This window comes from bacterium, assembly GCA_016789445.1.
GTDB lineage: Bacteria > Patescibacteriota > Minisyncoccia > Phycocordibacterales > UBA2100 > UBA10103.
Genome location: JAEUQT010000001.1, coordinates 144651 through 159727 on the forward strand (window position 1 = coordinate 144651; position 15077 = coordinate 159727).

The 15077-nt window shown below is 56.1% G+C and carries 19 protein-coding genes and 6 tRNA genes; 6 read left to right on the plus strand and 19 right to left on the minus strand.

All coding sequences use genetic code 11. The features are described from left to right. The first annotated feature begins 108 nt into the window (after window positions 1-108). Together JNK62_00880 and JNK62_00885 are read left to right on the plus strand one after the other, a co-directional pair. A complete protein-coding gene (locus JNK62_00880) occupies window positions 109-360 on the plus strand; it encodes a GlsB/YeaQ/YmgE family stress response membrane protein (protein ID MBL8158078.1) in 252 nt (83 codons plus the stop codon). A 110-nt stretch (window positions 361-470) separates the two neighbouring features. Then, window positions 471-1070, plus strand: coding sequence for a class F sortase (locus JNK62_00885; protein ID MBL8158079.1), 600 nt, complete (start codon window positions 471-473; stop codon window positions 1068-1070). Here JNK62_00885 and JNK62_00890 read toward each other — a convergent pair whose 3' ends face one another. The 3 genes from JNK62_00890 to JNK62_00900 are packed head-to-tail and all read right to left on the minus strand — an operon-like array spanning window position 1071 to window position 2846. Next, window positions 1071-1949: a hypothetical protein gene (locus tag JNK62_00890; protein ID MBL8158080.1), complete on the minus strand. Its 879-nt coding sequence runs from the start codon at window positions 1947-1949 to the stop codon at window positions 1071-1073. It abuts the gene before it with no gap. 1 nt (window position 1950) lies between these two features. Next, a complete protein-coding gene (locus JNK62_00895) occupies window positions 1951-2589 on the minus strand; it encodes a metal-dependent hydrolase (protein ID MBL8158081.1) in 639 nt (212 codons plus the stop codon). Between the two features lie 14 nt (window positions 2590-2603). Further along, window positions 2604-2846, minus strand: a complete 243-nt coding sequence (locus JNK62_00900; GenBank protein ID MBL8158082.1) for a hypothetical protein — start codon at window positions 2844-2846, stop codon at window positions 2604-2606. Window positions 2847-2917: 71 nt separating this feature from the next. Here JNK62_00900 and JNK62_00905 point away from each other — a divergent pair, with 71 nt between their 5' ends. Continuing rightward, complete coding sequence (locus JNK62_00905) at window positions 2918-3151, plus strand: hypothetical protein (GenBank protein ID MBL8158083.1); 234 nt, start codon at window positions 2918-2920, stop codon at window positions 3149-3151. Between the two features lie 54 nt (window positions 3152-3205). Here the strand turns inward: JNK62_00905 and JNK62_00910 are convergent, their stop codons facing one another. After that, window positions 3206-3454, minus strand: a complete 249-nt coding sequence (locus tag JNK62_00910; GenBank protein MBL8158084.1) for a hypothetical protein — start codon at window positions 3452-3454, stop codon at window positions 3206-3208. Window positions 3455-3699: 245 nt separating this feature from the next. Continuing rightward, window positions 3700-3770 (minus strand) — tRNA-Gln (locus JNK62_00915). Window positions 3771-3845: 75 nt separating this feature from the next. Between JNK62_00915 and JNK62_00920 the strand changes: the two genes are divergently transcribed. Continuing rightward, a complete protein-coding gene (locus JNK62_00920) occupies window positions 3846-4025 on the plus strand; it encodes a hypothetical protein (protein MBL8158085.1) in 180 nt (59 codons plus the stop codon). Here the strand turns inward: JNK62_00920 and JNK62_00925 are convergent, their stop codons facing one another. The 8 genes from JNK62_00925 to JNK62_00960 all read right to left on the minus strand — a co-directional run bounded on the left by JNK62_00925 (window position 4026) and on the right by JNK62_00960 (window position 11270). After that, the gene (locus JNK62_00925; protein ID MBL8158086.1) at window positions 4026-5690 is read right to left on the minus strand and encodes a CTP synthase; all 1665 of its coding nucleotides are present in this window, start codon (window positions 5688-5690) and stop codon (window positions 4026-4028) included. Window positions 5691-5752: 62 nt separating this feature from the next. After that, entirely contained in the window at window positions 5753-6670 is a 918-nt protein-coding gene (locus JNK62_00930) for an ABC transporter permease (GenBank protein MBL8158087.1), read from the minus strand. Between the two features lies 1 nt (window position 6671). Continuing rightward, entirely contained in the window at window positions 6672-7361 is a 690-nt protein-coding gene (gene ftsE, locus JNK62_00935; protein ID MBL8158088.1) for a cell division ATP-binding protein FtsE, read from the minus strand. A 124-nt stretch (window positions 7362-7485) separates the two neighbouring features. Beyond that, on the minus strand, window positions 7486-8367 hold the full coding sequence (locus JNK62_00940; GenBank protein ID MBL8158089.1) for a PCRF domain-containing protein: 882 nt from the start codon (window positions 8365-8367) through the stop codon (window positions 7486-7488). 309 nt (window positions 8368-8676) lie between these two features. After that, window positions 8677-8752, minus strand: a tRNA-Thr gene (locus JNK62_00945). Window positions 8753-8941: 189 nt separating this feature from the next. Further along, window positions 8942-9014, minus strand: a tRNA-Thr gene (locus tag JNK62_00950). A gap of 16 nt (window positions 9015-9030) precedes the next feature. After that, complete coding sequence (locus JNK62_00955; protein ID MBL8158090.1) at window positions 9031-9687, minus strand: HD domain-containing protein; 657 nt, start codon at window positions 9685-9687, stop codon at window positions 9031-9033. Window positions 9688-9704: 17 nt separating this feature from the next. Further along, window positions 9705-11270, minus strand: coding sequence for a response regulator (locus tag JNK62_00960; GenBank protein ID MBL8158091.1), 1566 nt, complete (start codon window positions 11268-11270; stop codon window positions 9705-9707). 109 nt (window positions 11271-11379) lie between these two features. Here JNK62_00960 and JNK62_00965 point away from each other — a divergent pair, with 109 nt between their 5' ends. Together JNK62_00965 and JNK62_00970 are read left to right on the plus strand one after the other, a co-directional pair. After that, complete coding sequence (locus tag JNK62_00965; GenBank protein ID MBL8158092.1) at window positions 11380-11763, plus strand: low affinity iron permease family protein; 384 nt, start codon at window positions 11380-11382, stop codon at window positions 11761-11763. A gap of 21 nt (window positions 11764-11784) precedes the next feature. Continuing rightward, window positions 11785-12618 carry a hypothetical protein gene (locus JNK62_00970; protein MBL8158093.1) on the plus strand — a complete coding sequence of 278 codons (834 nt, stop codon included), beginning with the start codon at window positions 11785-11787 and terminating at the stop codon, window positions 12616-12618. Between the two features lie 233 nt (window positions 12619-12851). Here JNK62_00970 and JNK62_00975 read toward each other — a convergent pair. The 6 genes from JNK62_00975 to JNK62_01000 all read right to left on the minus strand — a co-directional run bounded on the left by JNK62_00975 (window position 12852) and on the right by JNK62_01000 (window position 15076). Beyond that, window positions 12852-12925 (minus strand) — tRNA-Asp (locus tag JNK62_00975). Window positions 12926-13040: 115 nt separating this feature from the next. Continuing rightward, on the minus strand, window positions 13041-13304 hold the full coding sequence (locus JNK62_00980; protein MBL8158094.1) for a hypothetical protein: 264 nt from the start codon (window positions 13302-13304) through the stop codon (window positions 13041-13043). 187 nt (window positions 13305-13491) lie between these two features. Further along, window positions 13492-13565 (minus strand) — tRNA-Met (locus JNK62_00985). Between the two features lie 110 nt (window positions 13566-13675). Continuing rightward, complete coding sequence (locus JNK62_00990) at window positions 13676-14095, minus strand: NUDIX domain-containing protein (GenBank protein ID MBL8158095.1); 420 nt, start codon at window positions 14093-14095, stop codon at window positions 13676-13678. A gap of 282 nt (window positions 14096-14377) precedes the next feature. Further along, window positions 14378-14449 (minus strand) — tRNA-Met (locus JNK62_00995). 42 nt (window positions 14450-14491) lie between these two features. After that, window positions 14492-15076, minus strand: coding sequence for a hypothetical protein (locus tag JNK62_01000; GenBank protein ID MBL8158096.1), 585 nt, complete (start codon window positions 15074-15076; stop codon window positions 14492-14494). Between the last annotated feature and the right edge of the window lies 1 nt (window position 15077).

Below are 15077 nucleotides of genomic sequence, written 5' to 3' on the forward strand. Positions count from 1 at the left end.
GTAGCAGAAAAAAACCCGTCGGATTTCCTTCATCTTCGGTACATCATCAATCCGTACGATAAGCCGTATTAGTGCCTGTCTGCGACAGGTTCGTTAGACAAACAAACTATGGGTATCATTGCATTCTTGGTTCTCGGAGGTGTCGCTGGATGGATCGCGTCGCTCATCATGGGCACCGACGCATCCCAGGGCGTCCTGGCGAACATCGTCGTCGGCGTCGTGGGGGCTATGATCGGCGGCCTTCTCTTCAACGCATTCGGCAATGCCGGAGTTACAGGCTTCAATCTCTACAGCCTCGTCGTAGCGACGCTTGGCGCCATCATCGGCCTCTATATCGTCCGTCTCGTCAGGACGGCGTAACGAGGATCCTCGAGTCAAAACGGCCGCTCACGCGGCCGTTTTGTTCATGAAATTTCTTGTATTGTCCCGCTCGCGCACGTGCATGAAGACGTTTATCCTACGGAGACTTCATGGCGCGTTCACTTCTGATCTTCCTCTCTTCCCTTGCGCTTGCGGTACTCGTGGTACCCGTTATCGAGCATGCAGCGAGCACTCCTACCCCGCTCGCTCCGGATGCCGGAGCCACTACCACCGCGATGGGCGATGCGCATTTCGAGGAACGTCTTCCGGATCCGACAGATAACCCTGCGCGCCTCATCATGCCCTCTATACAACTCGACACCTCGGTCATCGAAGTCGGTGTGACCGCGACGGGCGAGATGGACGTGCCGGATGGGAAGACGAAGAACGTCGGCTGGTATCGTTATGGCACTGTGCCGGGAGACCGGGGTAGCGCCGTCATGGATGCGCACGTCTATGCCGCCTTCAATAAGCTCCGGAATGTGAAGATCGGTGACGATATCTACGTGGTAAACATGCGCGGCGAGAAGCTCCACTTCCGCGTCACCGATTCGCGCGTGTACGAATACGACAAGCTCCCCTTGGAATACATCTTCGCGAATAGCGACGGACGCCATCTCAATTTCATCACCTGTGCACGGAAATTCATCCCGTCGATCAACACCTACAGCCATCGCTTGGTGGTGTACACCGAACTCGTCGAAGATTGATTACTGTTGCGGAACGCCGAGGAGGACGGAATCGGCTACGGTACCGACCTTCGTACGCAGGAATTGTGCGGTCGCCTCGAAAAGGAGCACGGTCTGATCGATATCGCCGTCGGTATTCTCGTTCTTCGTCTTCACGATGAGTTCGTCGATGTCCCGCTGCAAGCCCTTCACGGTGAAGAACTTCCGTACGAAGAAGCGGTACCACGGCAGCTTCACGCTCACGCGCTCGTCCAAAGTAGGCGCCGCGGGAATCACCTTCACCCGCACCGGCAGCGACCACGGTATGATCGCCAGAAGATAGCCACGCGAACGATACACGATCTCATACGACGACGCGGTGAACGCGACCTCCTGCACGTTCGTATCGCGCAGCGCCGTAGATGCGGCGATGAGACCGAGCTCTGCATCCGAAGCCTTCCCTTTTCCCTTACGCCAATACGAAAGTATTTCGCGCAGGTCGACGTCCCCCGAGAGAACTTGTCGCACTTTCGCGCCGATGACGCGTACGCCGAGTCCCCCGCTCGCCGTAGCCGCGGTCGTACCGCTGCCTTGCGCACCGACGCCTGTGAGCGCGCCGCCGCTAAGAAGCGTATTCACGAGCTCTTCCACGTCCGGATCATCGGAATCGTCTGGATCATCGGGAGTCGTCTCGGGTGTATTCGGTGCAGGATCATTCGGCACAACGGTGCCCCCTGCCTGCGAACCGGGACCGTTTCCGCCGCCCGGTGTTGCAGTGCTGCCGGTATTGTTCGTCGAATCCGGACTCGGTTCCGGTAGCGAACCGTCACCCACCTCGATCGTCTCCGTATTGTTGTAAAAAACCGCCTGCGCGTACCCTGTCGGCACCAAAAGAAGCGCGATGACGAGTGCGATCCTCATATTAGCGGAGTGCCACATAGATAAGGGTCGCGAGCAGCGTGTACGTCGCGGTATTCACCGGCGCAGAAGTACCGAAGAGTTTCGTCGCCCCACCGAAGGTGCTCTTCGGATTGAACAAGACGCCATCAAGCGTGATGCCCGCATAGATTTCATCGAGGATGAGGTGCGTGAAGAATCCCGCCGCCATGGCTCCGCCGAAATAGAGAGCGACTTCTTGAGAGAATCCGTAGTGTTTCGCGAGAAGAAAGGTTCCGACGGCGGCTATACCCAGAGCCGGCAGCGAGTGGAACATACCGCGATGATGCGTGAGTCGCTTGATGATGCCGCCGACCACTACCCAGAAAAAGACCAAAGACGCTCCGGGGATGCCGACAAGATACCGCCAATCAGTCGCATACGCCGAAGCGAGCGTATAGAACGTAACCACCGTCGTCACCGCAAGCGTCATCGCCCCGAACACGAGATAGAACGGCATACTCGAATCGCTGTCCGTATCGGGCAAAAATGAGCCGATGACGGTAACGCCGAAAAGAAACACGAGGAGCGCGATGTCGGTGACGAGCGCGTATGAATAGAGCGCGACAACGACCACCATCGCGACGATGGCACCCCATGCGATATGTTCCCTGAACATCGCCATGGGACTATTTTAAGCTACGCGCGACGGCGGCTGAGCAGTTTCCCTACTACGTAGAGGATATAGGCATTAAGTACGATAGGAGCGAGGATGAGCACGTACGCGAGATCGCCGCTCACGCCGCCGAACTCGAAAGAGGCGAGGATCAGCGTCCAGGGCATCCCCAGGATGAGCGCGATGAAGCTCTCGCCGAAAAGGCCTTGGGTGAAGATGAAGTAAGCGCTTATGGCGAGATAGATGCCGGGCAGGAGGTATTTCATGGGATTAAGTGTACCACTCTTCCCGTGCTAGATTGGAGCTAGTTGTATGGCTTTGACATGAGGAGACTCTGATGAATAGTGAGAAACTGCCTGATTCTCTGACGTTGGCGACGAAGGTATTGCCGACCGGACAGGTCGAGGATCTTTCGAAGATTGATTTGATGGAACTCGTCGATCGAATGAATTTCGCAAGCCGGTACGCCCGACAAGTCATTCCCACACATGGGAACGGAGACCTTTTCCGCCAAAGAACCGCGACTGCGATGAATGCGGTCGCTCACGGCAAGGATCCGCGTATCAAGTAATTTACCTTGCCCCGCTTCTGCGGGGCTTTACCTTTAAACGATTCGTACTGCACTTTAAGAAAGCTCGAAACCTAAAATGCCTTTAGCTTCTATTTTCTCGAGATATCGAGGGTATGAGGCATATCGATTCTTCACCTGCTCAACGGTAAGCAATCCTGGCATCACTTTTGCAATCGGAACCTCGGCAAGCATCGCCTCAACTGTGGGCCAGAAATAAATTTTCCGGACTTTTCTTGAGAACGAATCGCTCCCGCAGATGAACTGGATATCGTCTCCTTCTTTATATTGAAGAGTGCTGCTCATTAACGGCTCGTGTCTCTACACTTTTGAGCCCGCTCTTGATTTCATCAAAGCGAGCGCGGTCTACCTCCCTGAATTCTAGATTGTGAATTTCCATATTACATGCGAGTACGCCAGACAAGGATACTTTGGAAACCCTCGGTTTTCCAACGGTCGCCGAAGCGACCTGCCTTCCGACACGGGGAACTCCCGTTCCCCGACCCCCTCCCTATCCAAGTCTGGCAACAAATCTCGTTGCACTCAATTTGTTGCCAGACTTGGATTCGAACCAAGATACACTCCTCCAGAGGGAGTAGTCCTACCATTAGACGATCTGGCAATTCCTAGCCATTCTACACATTTTTCCCCCGCCCTCAACGTAGCGTTCATGCGGAAGATACGCGACAATAGGGATATGCAGGACAATCTCCGGCTGATCTTTTCGGGCCTTTGGTTCCCCGCGACAGGATCGCTGTTCGCGAGCACCCTTCTTTTCGTACTTACTTTGGGTGACTATTGGGAATTCCTCCTCTACGCACTCGGCGCATGGATCATCTGCACCAGCGTCGTGATCCTCACCTCCCTCAATTCGTAGCTATTTGATCTTCCGTGCGAGCGAAGCTTTGACGAACGCACTGAACAAGGGGTGCGGTGTGAGCGGTCGCGCCTTGAGTTCCGGATGGAACTGGGTACCGAGGAAGAATGGATGCTCATCCTTCGGCAATTCCGCGATTTCCATCAGCTTTCCATCAGGCGAGGTGCCTGAAAATACCAGACCTGCATCAGAAAGCTGCTCAACATACTCCGGATTCACTTCGAAACGATGACGATGGCGTTCGGAAATCTCCCCTGCCCCATACGCCTTCTGCGCGACGGAGCCGCTCTTCAATTTGCACGGGTATGCACCCAAGCGCATCGAACCGCCGTAATCCTTTTTCTGCATCTTCTCGATCTGCTCAGGCAGGATCATGATGATCGGATGCTTGGTCTTCGGATCGATCTCCGTGGTGTGCGCTCCCGCCAGTTTCGCTACATGACGCGCGTATTCCACCGTAAGGAGCTGCATGCCGTAGCAAAGACCGAAGTACGGGATCTTGTTCTCGCGCACATATTTGATCACGTTGATCTTCCCCTCGATACCGCTTTCCCCGAAGCCCCCCGGCACAAGGATGCCATGATACTGAGAGAGCTCTTTCACCTTTGAAGGATCCTTCTGGTAATCCTTGGCGTTGAGCCAATGGATCTCCGGCTTTACACCGAGATGGAACGCGGAGAATTTGATTGCCTCGATGACTGAAAGATACGCGTCTGAAAGCACGAAATCCCCCGTATCGAAATACTTGCCGACGATACCGATCTTAACCTTCTCGCGACCATTGTGCGCATGCGCCGCGAACTTACGCCACTCATTCATGTCCGACGCCTGCTTACCTTTCTTATTGAGCGCTTTGAGGAGGATGTCAGAGAGATTGTCGCGCTCGAAATTGAGCGGCACATCGTAGATGGAATCGACGTCCGGTGCGGAAATGATGTGATCCGCCGGGATGTTCACTTGGATCGAAAGTTTCTCCTTGCGCTTATCATCGAGCGGCGTATTCGCACGCGCGATGAGGAAATCCGGCTGCACGCCGTAGGCATTAAGCTGGCGCACGGCATTCTGCGTCGGCTTGGTCTTCATCTCGCCGATGGTCCCCGGCACCGGCATGTAGGAGACCATTACGAAAAGACAATCAGCCGGATTCTGAAGATGGATGACGCGTGCGGCATCGATGAAGAGCGCGTTCGAGAAATCCCCCAATGTCCCGCCGATCTCGATCACGGTCACATCGGATTTCGCGAGCTGCGCGCTACGCTTCAAACGCTCCACGACGGCGTCACGCACATGTGGCACTGCCTCGACACACTTGCCGCCGTAGCCGAGGTTGCGCTCGCGATCGATCACCTGCTTATAGATCATGCCGGAGGTCATGTAGTCCTCGGGGCCGAGATCGCGATTGAGGAAGCGTTCGTAGTTCCCCATGTCCTGGTCGGTCTCGAGGCCGCTATCCAAGACGAACACCTCGCCGTGTTCCGTCGGGTTCATAGTCCCCGCATCTACGTTGAGATACGGATCGATCTTCACGAGATTCACCTTGAGACCTCGTGCGGCAAGAATCTTGCCGATCGAGGCAGTCGCGATCCCCTTACCGACGCCTGACATGACGCCTCCGATCACGAATATGTATTTATGGTTGTTTGCGCGCGCACGCGTTGCCGTCATAACCGGAATATCTGTATCTTAGTCAGTAATATCCATCGTGACCGGAATGACTGTGCATAACCCTAGCTACGCAAATACCGGCGGACCGCCAGGAAGCTCGAGATGGCTCCCAGCGCGATGCCGAGTCCGATGATGGTGAAGAAAAGGCTCGGGAACGAGCTCACGTAGTAGTCGAACACGTTGAAAGTGCCGAAGAATGCCTCAGACGCAGGCCCAAGCCAGATGGCCAACGGGTACAGGATAAGAAGCACGATGATGCCGGAAATGAGGCCGTAGAGAATACCCGCAACAACGAAGGGGCCGCGGACATACCAATGCCCTGCACCGACGAGATTCATGACCCCGATCTCATCACGCGCGGTATAGATGGCGAGACGGATGGTATTGAACGCGATAAGCACGCTCGCTGCGGCGAGGAAGATAGCCGCGGCGATGCCGACGGTGCGCGAGGTCTCGATGATGTTGGTGAGGCGATCGATCGCCGTCTTGTTCTGGAAGAAGTTGACCTTGCTGATGGTGCTATCCGTCCCCTGCTGGGTCTCCAAGAACTGCGCGATCGATGCGTACTGCGACGTCTCCTTCGCGCGGATAGCAAGCGACGGACCGAGCGGATTCTCCGAGAGCTGATCGAGCGCCTGGATGGTCATCTGCTCGTTCTTATGGCGCTCACGGAACTCCGTCAGCGCCTGCTCGCGTGAGGTATACGCGACCGACGCGACTTCCGGCAATCGCTCAAGATCCTGCTTCACGCGCATCACCTGCTCTTCCGACGCAGTGGTGGTGAAGTAGACGTTCACATCCACCTTGTTGGTAAGCTGATCGAGCGTGGACTGGAGTGCAGCGCCGGAAACCATAAGGCATGCCATCACGAAGAGCGTGATGAGCATGATGAAGATCGCGGAGAGCGAAACGAAACCGTTACGGATGAAGCCGATGAGACCGTAGCGCGCGACACGTTTGGTGGTTACCCAGAATGACATATTACAGAGTGTATTTACCTTCCTTATCGTCGCGCACGACGCGACCCTGATCCAAGGTCACGACGCGACGGCCGACCGAGTCGACAACGGTCTTGTTGTGGGTAGTGAGAAGTACGGTCGTCCCGAGGTTGTTGATCTTCTTGAGGATCTCCACGACGTCATGCGTGTTCACCGGATCGAGGTTGCCCGTCGGCTCATCGGCGATGAGGACGTCCGGCTGGTTGACGATCGCGCGCGCGATCGCGACGCGCTGCTGCTCACCGCCGGAGAGCTGTCGCGGGAAATGCCAGAGCTTGTCGCTGAGACCCACGAGATCGAGTACATGCGGGACATCCGCCTGGATGTCCTCATCAGGCTTCCCTGCCACTTCCATGGCGAACGCTACGTTCTCGTAGATGTTCTTGGATGGGATAAGACGGAAATCCTGGAAGATGGTGCCGATGTTGCGGCGAAGACCGAGGAGCTCCCTATCAGAAAGACCCGCGATCTCTCGCGAGCCGAAATAGACCGTCCCTTCCGTCGGGAAGATCTCAGCGAACAGCATCTTGAGGAGGGTCGTCTTACCGGCACCGGAATGCCCGACGATGGATACGAATTCTCCCGGATCGATCGAGAGGGTGATGTCTTCGACAGCGGGCACGCCATCGCTATATTTCTTCGTCACTCGATCGAAATAAATCACGGACCTCATTATACCCCACTCATGCGAGGTGCAACAATTTCATGAATCCTAGGCCCCCAGCTCCTTTTCAGCGTCGATAGAAAGCCTCGCTTTATATAGACTTGCTGGCTCGAGAATAGAAAACCCGGGTTTTCTATTCTACTCGCTGCGCGGCGTCTATGAACGACTGGATGTCCCCTTCGAGCACCTTCTCGATGTCACGGCGCTCATGCTCGGTACGATGGTCTTTGACGAGCTGGTACGGATGCAGCACATACGAGCGGATCTGGCTTCCCCACTCGATCTTTGTCGAAGCCCCCGCCGAAAGTCCGCGCGCTTCCGCTTCCGCTGCCGCTTCACGCATCTGGAACAGCTTTCCGCGGATCATCTCGAGCGCTTTCTCTTTGTTCTGGAGCTGGCTGCGCTCCGACGTGACATGGACGGAAATTCCGCTCGGCTTGTGCGTCATGCGCACGGCCGTGTCGCGCTTATTTACGTTCTGTCCGCCGGGGCCGCCGCTGCGCGCGACAGTGATCTCAAGATCGGTCTCGGGGATATGGTCATCACCCACGTCGGGCAGTTTCGGCAATACTTCCGCGAGCGCGAACGAGGTCTGCCGCTTTCCCGCGGAGCCGAAGGGAGAAATACGCACCAAGCGATGCACGCCTGCTTCTTTCTTCAAGGCGCCGTATGCGCCGTTGCCGCTTACTTCGAATGAGATACTGCGGAATCCTCCCATCGAATTCTCGTTGGATGAGAGGAGTGCATTCTTCCATCCGCGGTTGGCAGCGTATTTGGCATACATGCTGTAAAGGATGCGCGCGAAATCCTCCGCATCATCCCCTCCCGCGCCTGCGATGATCGAGATGATTGCGTCACCCTTGTCGTAGGAGCCTGCACCCGCAAGTTTCGCCTTCAGATCTTGGTACTCCTTCAGTGTCGCCTGTGCCTTATCTTTATCCGACCAGAAATCCGGCAACCCCATTGCCGCCTCGATCTCTACGATGCGTGCCTCGATCACCTCTTTCCCTTGCATGGCGGGAGTATAGCAAGAGGGGCGCATCTGCGCCCCTCAATGCAACGGCACTGCACGTACCAACATGATACGTATCGCGCCTTCCCATTGGACGAGGTCCCACACTCGAAATCGCGAGATACCTTCACCGTCTCGCGACGGAAGCGGAATTTCTTCCGATGTCTCACCGATATTCAAAAGCATGAGTATGACTTCCTCGTGATCAGGGTCGAGCTCAGCAACAAACTGAGGCTCATTGAGCCGATTACGGCAGTCCGCGAATACTCGCATGCGCGACCTCCTTTCCTCTTCCTGAAGTGTACACCCTCTTGGAGCCGAAGACCGGGATTGAACCGGTGACCCCGTCTTTACGAAAGACGTGCTCTACCAACTGAGCTACTTCGGCAATGCGGATATCCTACGCGAAAATGCTGGATTTTCAATCTTACGGTCCGGGATTTCACTGCTCGCCGTATTCTCGGCTGCGCTTTCGAAACCCTCGGTTTCGAATAACTTCCGACACGGAGGGGGTCCGGTGGGTCCCCCTCCGACCCTCCCCCGTTCAATCCCGGTCGGGCCTCTCGCTACGCTCGTGAGCCGACGACCGGGATTGAACCGGTGACCTCGTCCTTACCAAGGACGTGCTCTACCAACTGAGCTACGTCGGCTAGTGGAGCCAAGATATCACGCAATCGCGTAGTCCCAAAGCTCCCCTATGCGGGCCGTTATGGACGCATCGGCGATGTCTTCAGGATTCAGGTCGATACCGGAAAAGAGCATCTCTTCAAGCTTCAGGACGTTTACCGGGAACGTATCAGCGATATGTGCGGTCCCGTCCTCTTTCCAGGCAGCCGCATATCGCGCGGCCCCGTCTGCAAGGCGCTCCTGTACCGAGAGGACACCGAACGGTCCGACGCGCATGTCCGCATACTGCACGATCTGCAGATTCACATCCTCACTCATCAGTATCTGCATCATATTGCGCAACCCCAGCTGATCAAAGATCCTCCGCTCAGCCCCCTTGCCTAACTCATCCAGTATCGCGTCGGTCGCCTCATGCTCCTCTGCTCCATATCGAGACCGGATCTTCTCCTGCACCCCCTCCCAATGAGGGATCTCATCTGGTGGGCAGAGTGATCGCAGGGCAGAATGCGTGGTATAGGTGAAATCGAATTTCACGATCGCACCGATATCGTGCAAGAGACATGTCGAGAGGACGAGCCTGCTGTCCGCGCCCTGAATATGCTTCGCGAGCATCTCCCCTACTGCGGCCACGCGCAGCTGGTGCAGCTGCAGCCACGGCGGCACCTGATATCGCTCGTAGAGTTCGCGAACGGTCATCGGCCCACCTTAACACGTCAGACTAATGCGATACCCTTCTCTTCGATACGCTTCAAGAGGCGCAGAAGGACCTGCGGATCGACCGGCTTCACGAGGTGCTCGTCGAATCCGGCCGCCTTCGATTTCATGCGGTCACTCTCCTGCCCCCATCCGGTCATCGCGATGAGCGCCATATTCTGCCCCCACGACTGCTTACGGATGGTCTCCGCCGCTTCGTACCCGTTCATCCGCGGCATACCGATGTCCAAGAGGACCACATTCGGTCGGTACGTATTGGCGAGATCGACCGCCTCGATACCGTCACGTGCCGTCCGTGTCTGGTGTCCGGCAAGATGCAGCATCATGTTGAGTGTCGAGACCGCATCTTCGTTGTCGTCCACGATGAGGATGCGCATAGACGCCGCAGGGGTAGGCGCGCTTCGATGCGGTCGTTCCACTGATTCATCCACGACGATCGGCAAGTGGACCGCGAACGAGCTTCCTTTGCCATGCCCCTTACTCTCCACATGGATGGAGCCGTGATGCATCTTGATGAGACGCTTCGCGAGCGTGAGCCCGATACCGAGCCCTCCTTTCGTTCCGGAAGAATTCTCCGCTTGCCGGAACATGTCGAACACGTGCGGGAGCATCTCCGCAGAGATACCGATACCGGAATCCCGCACGACGATCACCACTTCCCTGCCACGACATTCTGCGGTGAGCCAGATATGTCCGCCGGATTCCGTGTACTTCGCCGCATTATTGAGGAGGTTCGAGATCGCCTGTGCGATGCGCACGAGATCTCCTTTCAGGAAGACAGAACCCTCCGGCATCGTGACCGAGAATTCATGGCCGGACGATTCGATGAGCGGCTTCGAGGTCTCGATCGCGACGCGCAGCACATCGGCAAGCGGGATCACTTCTTTCTTAAGCTCGAGCTTGTTACCGGTGATGCGCGCGATATCCAGAAGATCATCGATGAGACGTGTCATCTGCTTCATCTGCCTGCTCATGATGTCGAGCGCCCATTGCGATTCCGCGCTGCGTTCTCCCTGCATCTGCAATATCTCTATGGCGTTACGCAAAGGAGCGAGCGGGTTGCGCAACTCATGCGCCAAAGTCGCCAGGAATTCATCCTTGGTGCGTGCGGAATTACGCAGTGCATCCTCCGCTTTGCGACGCGCGGTCACATCGCTCACGATCTTCATGACGCCCGTAATGCGCCCATCCTCGTATAGTGGCGCAGCGGAAAGATTCACATGCACGAGGGAACCGGATTTCGTGCGCCGGAATGTCTCGATATCATAGAAAGTCTCGCCGTGAGCGGCGCGGGTCCGGAAGTGCTCGAATTCCTCCACCTTGTCCCGCGGTACGAACGGTACCGGATTCCCCAAAACCTCGGACGCCTTCCATCCGAAAAGACGCTCGGCCGCAGGATTCCAGAGACGCACGATACCGCTATCCGGATCAAGCACGATGATAGGAAGCGGCGCAGCCGCGATGAGCGTGCGCAGCATGGCGTTCGCACGACGCAATTCATCAAGCATGTGTGTCTCCTCGCCCGCGGGTCCTGACTGTCCATCCTGAGTGACGTAATGCGGCATATGACCCCCGAAAGCGCGAAGACGCTGACATCCGGATTAAACCATCTCGATGATGAGGTGAAGATGAAGATTCCCTTGCACGCTTCATTTTGGAGGTATACTGGTCGGTATGAATGAGATGTTCAGGAAGCTATCCCACCGCGCAAGTGCAAGCTTGGGTTCCCCATGGGCATTCGCCATAGCCCTCTCCATCGTCTTGCTGTGGGCATTCGCGGGGCCGCTGGTCAATTTTTCCACCACGTGGCAGCTTTTCATCAATACGATGACGACCATCCTCACCTTCCTCATGGTCTTCCTCATCCAGAACACTCAGAACCGCGATGCGCGCGCGATGCAGCTCAAGCTCGACGAGCTCATCCGCGCCGTCCGCCCTGCGCGCGACATGCTCATCGACATCGAGGATATGGAAGAAGAAGAGCTCATGCTTCTCCAGGATGAATTCAAGAAGTTCCGCGAGACCAAGATCAACGAAATCAGATCGAAGCGCCGCTAGTACGACTGCTACAATACGCAGATGCTCGGTGTCATCCTGATCGCAGTCGGCGAACTCTTCGCCGAAGCAAGCGCTACGATCGGCCGCTACGAAGTGAAGCACCGTAAAGAGACCCTCTATACGATGGGGTTCCTGAGCGGCTTCTGGGCCACGGTCTTCCTCGTCATCTACAGCTTCACGTGGGGAGAATTCAGGTTTTCGTACGATAGTCTTCCGACATTCGGAGCGCGACTCGGCCTCGAGATAGCGCTTCTTCTTTTCTCATTGCACGCGATGGTTCAGGCCGATAGGAGCACGTTCGCGTTCCTGCGCACGTTCACTATCCCCCTGCTTCTTGCGGCAGACCTCGCGCTTGGATACCCGCTTTCCATCAATCAGGTATTCGGTGTATCTCTTATCGTCATCGCGCTCCTCATCCTTCTTCTCAATCACGGCCTCAGCCGTCGCGGCAAGCTGCTCTCGCTCATGTCGGCGATCTGCGCGGTAGGGACGATCACGCTCTACAAGTACAACATCACGTATTTCAATTCAGTCGAAGCCGAGCAGACATTGATGCACGTGTTCCTGCTGGTTGCGATCGCAGCAGCCGCAAAGCTTCAGACCGGCGAAGATGTCACCCGTCGCATGTTCAAACCGGTCTTCTTCGCACAATCGCTTCTCGCCGGTGTCGCGACCATGCTCTTCAGTTTCGCGTTCCTGTTCGCCCCGGCCTCTGTCATCACGGCGGTGAAGCGGTCCTTGGAGATCCTTGGTGCAATCGTCTTCGGTCGCAAGTATTTCCATGAGAAACACGTGCTCCTGAAACTGCTCGCCTGTGCGCTCGTTGCGGGAGGGATCGGGCTGATGGTGGTGTAGGTTTGAGTGACGGGACTCGGTCACAGATATTTCTTGCGCCGTCGGACAGATTTTTTCGCGACCATAGGCATCGTCTCGGCCAAGAGCTCATTCGTCGCCGTCGCTCCTCATTCCTCTCGGCCCTGATTTTGCGACCCCGTCTGCTGACGGGTCCGCCGCAAAATCTTTCGAGTCCCGCCACTCTGCTGAAAAACGCAACAACCCCGACGGCATGCGTCGGGGTTGGCGTTTTGCGCGAGTGACGGGACTCGAACCCGCAGCCTTTCCCGTGACAGGGGAATGCTCTAACCAATTGAGCTACACCCGCAAGTGAGGAGTAAAGAGGATGCTAGCATACTCTTTCTCCGAGCGCAGCGGGTGTATGAGCTCACGATTACACCCGCATTCAGAGGCGGCTAAGCCGCATGAGCCCGTACAATATATCACTTCCCTCCCCTTTTCAAACCCTTCTTCCCTAAGAGATGCTTCGCCACATCCATGCCGGAAACCAAGCCCCAGACAGCATTCACCACCATGAACGGCAGCACTCCCGAATGGTACGCATACGTAAATAGGCCTATGGATGCGACGAAGTTCAAGAGGTCGTAGGTAAGGCTTTCCGCATCAAGTTTGCTCCACTCATTACCGACAAAGGCGGTCAGTGTAAGGGCCGCCGAGCCGATACCGATGATGTCTATAAACTCCATCTCTCTATTCTATCGTAGTGTCGAGGGTGGGGGTCGGTCACGAATAATTTCTGTCCCGTCGGACAGAAATTTTCGCGACCCCGGCTCGCGGTCTCGCCTGCTGGCGAGACATCGCTCCGCCTTTCGACCCCCACACGCTGTGTGCGCAGGCACACAGCCCTCGACACAAATCCACTTCGTATATTTGTGTCGAGGGTGGGGGTCGAACCCACGACCTTGGCTTTATGAATGCCACGCTCTAACCAACTGAGCTACCCCGACAAGTGAGGAACAAAATGAGGATATACCATATTCTCATTTTTTCCGAACGCAGTCGGGCGCATGAGCATGCGAGGACCCGACGTCCTGCCAAACGTATCATTTTAACGTGCTTATTTCAACGTTCCTTTTACGCTCTCGAAAAACTCCTTGTCCTTGGGATGCGTGAGTAATTTCGAGACGTCATCGATCGGAACCCATCGCGCCTCGGGATTATCAGCATCGGTCGGTGCAAGCGCTTGCTGCAGGGTCTTATAGAGGAACATATGGATACGCTTCAGCTCACTCGTATCCTCTCCCTCCCCGCCCTTACCGATCTTGTAGCGCTCGTACGACCCGAGGTCGCGAATGAACGCCAGCTGCGTGACGCCTGATTCTTCGATAATCTCACGCTCCGCCGCTTGCTGCGGCGTCTCTCCCGGATCAACATGACCTTTCGGCAGAGACCACGAATCACCGCGCTGACTGACGACGATCACCTCATTGAGCTGGTTAAGCACGATACCTCCTGCGCTTTCGGTCACGTTCTGCATGGCGGTAGTATGCCATATGTACGCAGGGCGGGCTTGGTCAAGAACATTTCTTGCTTCCGTCGAAGCAAGAAATTTCTCGGCCCTGATGTTGCGGGGGCGGGCTTGGTCACGGATAATCTTCGCGCCGTCGCGCGAAGATTTCCGCGACCCCGGCTCGCGGTTTCGCCCACTGGCGAAACATCGCTCCGCCTTGCAAGTCCAGCACGAAAAGCGCACCGGCGCTTTTCTCCCCGCGACTGCACAAACACAAAACCGCCCGTACGGCGGCTTTGTGTTTGCTTGTTGCGGGGGCGGGACTTGCACCCGCGACCTCCAGGTTATGAGCCTGGCGAGCTACTACTGCTCCACCCCGCTATGAAGTGCGTAGTATACCTCACGAGGAAGTGTGAGGCAAATCTAGATGAATCCGAATTCCTTGAAAACGCGGGCGTACTGACTGATGACGATATTCTTCTCACGTTCGGTGAGGGGGTTTTCCGATCCTTCATGCGCGACGCGGTTACGGACCTTATGCGCTTCCCATGCCTCATCGATGGAATTGAAGTTCGCGCGGTTCACCATTTTCATCTTCTCACCCATGGTCTCGCCCTTGTACCCCAGAACATCAAGAAGTTCATTGAGCATGATGTCCGCTTCGAGGATCGCCAATCGCCACTGGTGCTCATCGTTGGAATTCGCATGTTCCATGATGCGATTCCAGCGCAAGCGCGTTCGCGGCACGTCCTCGTGATGCACGGAGTGCGCGTGCCTATGGAAGTTCGCATGCTCGATCTTACGTATCTGCGAGATACGCAATGCGCAATATGCGATACCGACACAGAACAATAAGGAGACGATGACCGCCAAAGGATAGATCGGCCCCCACAAGAGAAAAACCGACTCGGGCGACCAGCCGGTACGCATCTCCTCTTGGGCGATCGCTGCCCAATCCGGATGTTCGGTAACCTCTATGAATTCGTATACCGGCGAATTTCCCTCCATC

Excerpts from the sequence above, each read along its gene's own strand:
- JNK62_00880 (MBL8158078.1), top strand. The coding sequence starts at position 109 with ATGGGTATCATTGCATTCTTGGTTCTCGGAGGTGTCGCTGGATGGATC.
- JNK62_00885 (MBL8158079.1), top strand. The coding sequence starts at position 471 with ATGGCGCGTTCACTTCTGATCTTCCTCTCTTCCCTTGCGCTTGCGGTA.
- JNK62_00890 (MBL8158080.1), bottom strand. The coding sequence starts at position 1,949 with ATGAGGATCGCACTCGTCATCGCGCTTCTTTTGGTGCCGACAGGGTAC.
- JNK62_00895 (MBL8158081.1), bottom strand. The coding sequence starts at position 2,589 with ATGGCGATGTTCAGGGAACATATCGCATGGGGTGCCATCGTCGCGATG.
- JNK62_00900 (MBL8158082.1), bottom strand. The coding sequence starts at position 2,846 with ATGAAATACCTCCTGCCCGGCATCTATCTCGCCATAAGCGCTTACTTC.
- JNK62_00905 (MBL8158083.1), top strand. The coding sequence starts at position 2,918 with ATGAATAGTGAGAAACTGCCTGATTCTCTGACGTTGGCGACGAAGGTA.
- JNK62_00910 (MBL8158084.1), bottom strand. The coding sequence starts at position 3,454 with ATGAGCAGCACTCTTCAATATAAAGAAGGAGACGATATCCAGTTCATC.
- JNK62_00920 (MBL8158085.1), top strand. The coding sequence starts at position 3,846 with ATGCAGGACAATCTCCGGCTGATCTTTTCGGGCCTTTGGTTCCCCGCG.
- JNK62_00925 (MBL8158086.1), bottom strand. The coding sequence starts at position 5,690 with ATGACGGCAACGCGTGCGCGCGCAAACAACCATAAATACATATTCGTG.
- JNK62_00930 (MBL8158087.1), bottom strand. The coding sequence starts at position 6,670 with ATGTCATTCTGGGTAACCACCAAACGTGTCGCGCGCTACGGTCTCATC.
- ftsE (MBL8158088.1), bottom strand. The coding sequence starts at position 7,361 with ATGAGGTCCGTGATTTATTTCGATCGAGTGACGAAGAAATATAGCGAT.
- JNK62_00940 (MBL8158089.1), bottom strand. The coding sequence starts at position 8,367 with ATGCAAGGGAAAGAGGTGATCGAGGCACGCATCGTAGAGATCGAGGCG.
- JNK62_00955 (MBL8158090.1), bottom strand. The coding sequence starts at position 9,687 with ATGACCGTTCGCGAACTCTACGAGCGATATCAGGTGCCGCCGTGGCTG.
- JNK62_00960 (MBL8158091.1), bottom strand. The coding sequence starts at position 11,270 with ATGCCGCATTACGTCACTCAGGATGGACAGTCAGGACCCGCGGGCGAG.
- JNK62_00965 (MBL8158092.1), top strand. The coding sequence starts at position 11,380 with ATGAATGAGATGTTCAGGAAGCTATCCCACCGCGCAAGTGCAAGCTTG.
- JNK62_00970 (MBL8158093.1), top strand. The coding sequence starts at position 11,785 with ATGCTCGGTGTCATCCTGATCGCAGTCGGCGAACTCTTCGCCGAAGCA.
- JNK62_00980 (MBL8158094.1), bottom strand. The coding sequence starts at position 13,304 with ATGGAGTTTATAGACATCATCGGTATCGGCTCGGCGGCCCTTACACTG.
- JNK62_00990 (MBL8158095.1), bottom strand. The coding sequence starts at position 14,095 with ATGCAGAACGTGACCGAAAGCGCAGGAGGTATCGTGCTTAACCAGCTC.
- JNK62_01000 (MBL8158096.1), bottom strand. The coding sequence starts at position 15,076 with ATGGAGGGAAATTCGCCGGTATACGAATTCATAGAGGTTACCGAACAT.